We start from the raw sequence: 3,736 nt of genomic DNA, 5'->3' as shown, positions 1-3,736 counted from the left end.
CCACCCTTCCGCCCCGCATCCACCCCGTCAAGCCAGACGAAGGGTGCAAGCCCGCCGCCAAACGATTCCGTGACGGAACCCGCTTTCCCATTGACTCCCGGAGCTTTATGAAGATGATTCTCATTATCATTAGCTGGGTGGCAACAATTCACGGCGGTCCGGCGCGAAGCGCGCCCGGGCCTGGCCGAGCCTTGTCTGGCATTGCCGGGCCGGGTCAGGGCCGACGTGTGTCTGGGTTCAGGTGATTGTCTTGAGTGATCCATCCCCCGCCGCGCAAGAGCGCACGCTGCTGTGGCTCCTGGCGGCGGTGCAGTTCACCCACGTCGTCGACTTCATGATGCTGATGCCGCTGGGCCCGCTGCTGATGCAGCGGCTGGGGCTGTCGGCGACGCGGTTCGGAGCGCTGGTGTCCGCGTACACGCTCGCGTCCGCGGCCATGGGCGTCCTGGGCGTGTTCTGGCTGGACCGCCTGGAGCGCAAACGCACGCTGCTCATGCTCTACGCGGGCTTCATCGCCGCCACGCTCCTGTGCGGCACGGCCACCGGGGCCACGGGCCTGCTCATCGCGCGCACCGTGGCCGGCGCCTGCGCGGGGCTGATGGGCGCGGTCGTCATCGCCATCGTCAGCGACAGGGTGCCGGCGGAGCGCCGGGGCCAGGCCATTGGCACCGTGATGACGGCCTACGCGCTGTCCGCCGTGGCGGGCGTGCCGCTGGGCCTGGGCCTCGCGAACCTGGGGGGCTGGCGCTCGCCGTTCATCGTCCTCGCGGGGCTCGCGGGCGTGGTGTGGCTCCTGCTCCTGCGCTTCCTCCCTCGCGTGGACGGGCACCTGTCCCAGACGGCCGGCGCCACGTCCACCGCGGGCTTCACGCCCCGGCTGGCCCTGGGCTGGGGCCTCACCTTCACGGTGGTGTTCGCCAGCTTCCTGCTCATCCCCTACCTGGGCGCGTTCATGGTGGGCAACGTGGGCCTGACGCTCACGGACCTTCCCTGGGTGTACCTGGTGGGCGGCGCGGCCACGTTCGTGAGCTCGCACTGGATTGGCCGGCTGGCGGACCGGCTGGGGCCCGCGCGCGCGCTGGCGCTCCTGCTCGTCGCCACCATGGTGCCGCACCTGCTCTTCACGCACCTGCATCCATCCCCGCTGCCGATGGTGACCCTGGTGTTCGTGCTCTTCATGACGCTCACCTCCGGCCGCGCCATCCCCACCATGGCGCTGGTCGCGTCGCAGGTGCCGTCGTCGCTGCGGGGCCGCTACCTCGCGGTCAACATGGCCGCCAGTGACGGCGCCTCCGGGCTCGCCGCGTGGATGGGCGGCCTGCTGCTCAGCACCGCGCCGGACGGCACGCTCATCGGCTTCGCGCAACTGGGCTGGCTGGCGGTGGGCATCTCCGCGCTCGCGCTCGGGCTCTTGTGGACCTTCGCGGGCCGCGCCGTGCGGCTGGACGCCACGCCCGCGCCTTGAATCCCTCTCCACCCCTCACCAGGACCCGCCATGTCCCAGACAGCACCGCGTCACCCATCCCTGCCCCGCCCCATCGTGGGTGACATCAAGCTGGAGCGCTCCAACCAGCTGCTCGCCGAGGCCCGCAAGTGGGTCCCCGGCGTCACCCAGACGATGATGAAGAAGCCGGACCACTTCGCCCCCGGCGCCTTCCCCGTGTTCCTCGCGAAGGGCAACGGCGCGCTGGTTGAGGACGCGGACGGCCAGGAGTACATCGACTACATCCAGGCGCTGGGCGCCAACATGCTGGGCCACAACCACCCGGCCGTCGCGGAGACCCTCCGCAAGCACCTGGCGGAAGGCATCATCCACTCGCTGCCCACGCCGGTGGAGGTGTCCTCCGTGAAGGCGCTGGTGGAGGTGATCCCGGGCGCGGAGATGGCCCGCTTCTTCAAGACGGGCGCGGACGCGACCTCCGCCGCTGTGCGCCTCTCGCGCCACCTCACCGGCCGCGAGCACATCGTCACCGTGGGCTACAACGGCTGGCACGACCACTTCATGTACGACACCCCGGGCGTGCCCCCGACGGTGGCGAAGCTCACCACCCGGCTGCCCCTCTTCACGCCCCCGGACGAACCCGCGCTCCTCGAGCACATCGAGAAGCACGGCGCCCAGCTGGCCTGCGTGCTGCTGGCCATCCCGTACAACCGCACCGTCACCCGCGAGTTCCTCCTCCAGGTGAAGCAGGCGTGCGCGAAGCACGGCGTGATGTTCGTCCTGGATGAAGTCGTCACTGGCTTCCGCCTGGCCCTGGGCGGCGCGCAGCAGTACTTCGACGTGCAGGCGGACTTCGTCACCCTGTCCAAGGGCATCGCCGCGGGCATGCCCCTGTCCGCCATCGCGGGCCCGGAGAAGTACCTCTCCCGCCTGAGCGAGCTGCAGGTGTCCACCACCTTCGGCGGCGAGATGCTCTCCCTGGCCGTGTGCGAGGCCGTCCTCCACGAGTACCGCCGCACGAGCCACATCGAGCACATCGCCAGCCTGGGCCGCCGCCTGCGCGACGGCGTCAACGCCCACGCGCGGGAGACGGGCTCCAGCCTGGAGGTCATCGGCTACGACGCCGTGCCCTTCTTCCGCTTCAGCAAGGTCATCCCCGAGCACATCGAGAAGATGATCCCCTTTCAGGCCGGCATGGCCCGCCGGGGCGTCCTCCTCCGCCGCGACCTCAACTTCATCAGCGCCGTGCACACCGTGGAGCAGATCGACCACACCATCGCCGCCGCCGGCGAGGTGCTCCGCGAGCAGGCCGCGCGCGCCAAGGCCAGCGCCGCCTGAGCCTGAAACATCCGCTCGCTCACCCCGCTGAAGCCAGACACCGGACGGTTCCGCGTTTGAGCCTTCTTGACAGGAATTCATGACCATGGCACTTCCAGGCCCCGAAAATGAGAATGGTTCTCATTTTCATTCAAATAATCCGGGCGAACGGGTGATGGCTTCGACGACGGGACACGCGGTGGTGACGGGCGCGGCGCAGGGCATTGGCGCCGCGGTGGCGCGAAAGCTGGCGCGCACGATGCCTGTCGCGGTGTTCGATCAGAACGCCGCCGGGCTGGAGTTGCTGGTGGCGGAGCTGCGCCAGCAGGGCCTGAAGGCCACCGCGTTCCCGGTGGACGTGCGGGACAAGGACGGCGTCGAGGACGCCATCGGGCACGTCGAGTCCAGGCTGGGCCCCATCCAGGTGCTGGCCAACGTGGCGGGCATCCTGCGGATGGGCTCGGTGCTCACGCAGAGCGACGCGGACTGGATGTCCACCTTCGCGGTCAACACCCACGGCGTGTTCCACGTCTCGCGCGCGGTGGCGAAGCACATGGTGCCCCGCCGCTCCGGCGTCATCGTGACGGTGGGCTCCAACGCGGCCGGCGTGCCGCGCATGCAGATGGCGGCCTACGCGGCGTCCAAGGCCGCCTCCACGATGTTCACCAAGTGCCTGGGACTGGAGCTGGCCCAGCACGGCATCCGCTGCAACGTCGTGTCCCCCGGCTCCACCGACACCGCCATGCAGCGGGGCATGTGGACGGATGACTCCGGCCGCGAGGCCGTCATCGTGGGCTCACTGGACACCTTCCGTACGGGCATCCCGCTGCGCCGCATCGCCACGCCGGACGACATCGCGGACGCGGTGGTGTTCCTCGCGTCGGACCAGGCCCGGCACATCACGATGCACGACCTGTGTATCGACGGTGGCGCCACGCTGGGCGTCTAGCGCGCCCGCGACGCCGCCCTCCCCCACCC

3 protein-coding genes are annotated in these 3,736 nt (G+C 70.0%); all 3 read left to right on the top strand.

Annotation, left to right across the window (positions count from 1 at the left end; all coding sequences use genetic code 11):
- Positions 1 to 241: 241 nt before the first annotated feature.
- The 3 genes from mxcK to D7W79_RS39980 all read left to right on the top strand — a co-directional run bounded on the left by mxcK (position 242) and on the right by D7W79_RS39980 (position 3,707).
- The gene (gene mxcK / locus D7W79_RS39990) at positions 242 to 1,465 is read left to right on the top strand and encodes a myxochelin export MFS transporter MxcK (protein WP_120530461.1); all 1,224 of its coding nucleotides are present in this window, start codon (positions 242 to 244) and stop codon (positions 1,463 to 1,465) included.
- A gap of 30 nt (positions 1,466 to 1,495) precedes the next feature.
- A complete protein-coding gene (mxcL, locus tag D7W79_RS39985) occupies positions 1,496 to 2,779 on the top strand; it encodes a myxochelin B biosynthesis transaminase MxcL (protein WP_120530460.1) in 1,284 nt (427 codons plus the stop codon).
- Positions 2,780 to 2,933: 154 nt separating this feature from the next.
- Positions 2,934 to 3,707, top strand: a complete 774-nt coding sequence (locus tag D7W79_RS39980) for a 2,3-dihydro-2,3-dihydroxybenzoate dehydrogenase (protein ID WP_120530459.1) — start codon at positions 2,934 to 2,936, stop codon at positions 3,705 to 3,707.
- The last annotated feature ends 29 nt before the right edge of the window (positions 3,708 to 3,736 follow it).

It is taken from the genome of Corallococcus exercitus (assembly GCF_003611585.1).
Taxonomy (GTDB): Bacteria; Myxococcota; Myxococcia; order Myxococcales; family Myxococcaceae; genus Corallococcus; species Corallococcus exercitus.
The sequence above is the reverse complement of the archived record's forward strand: the minus strand, read 5'-3'. Positions and strand labels throughout refer to the sequence as shown.

Excerpts from the sequence above, each read along its gene's own strand:
- mxcL (WP_120530460.1), top strand. The coding sequence starts at position 1,496 with ATGTCCCAGACAGCACCGCGTCACCCATCCCTGCCCCGCCCCATCGTG.
- D7W79_RS39980 (WP_120530459.1), top strand. The coding sequence starts at position 2,934 with ATGGCTTCGACGACGGGACACGCGGTGGTGACGGGCGCGGCGCAGGGC.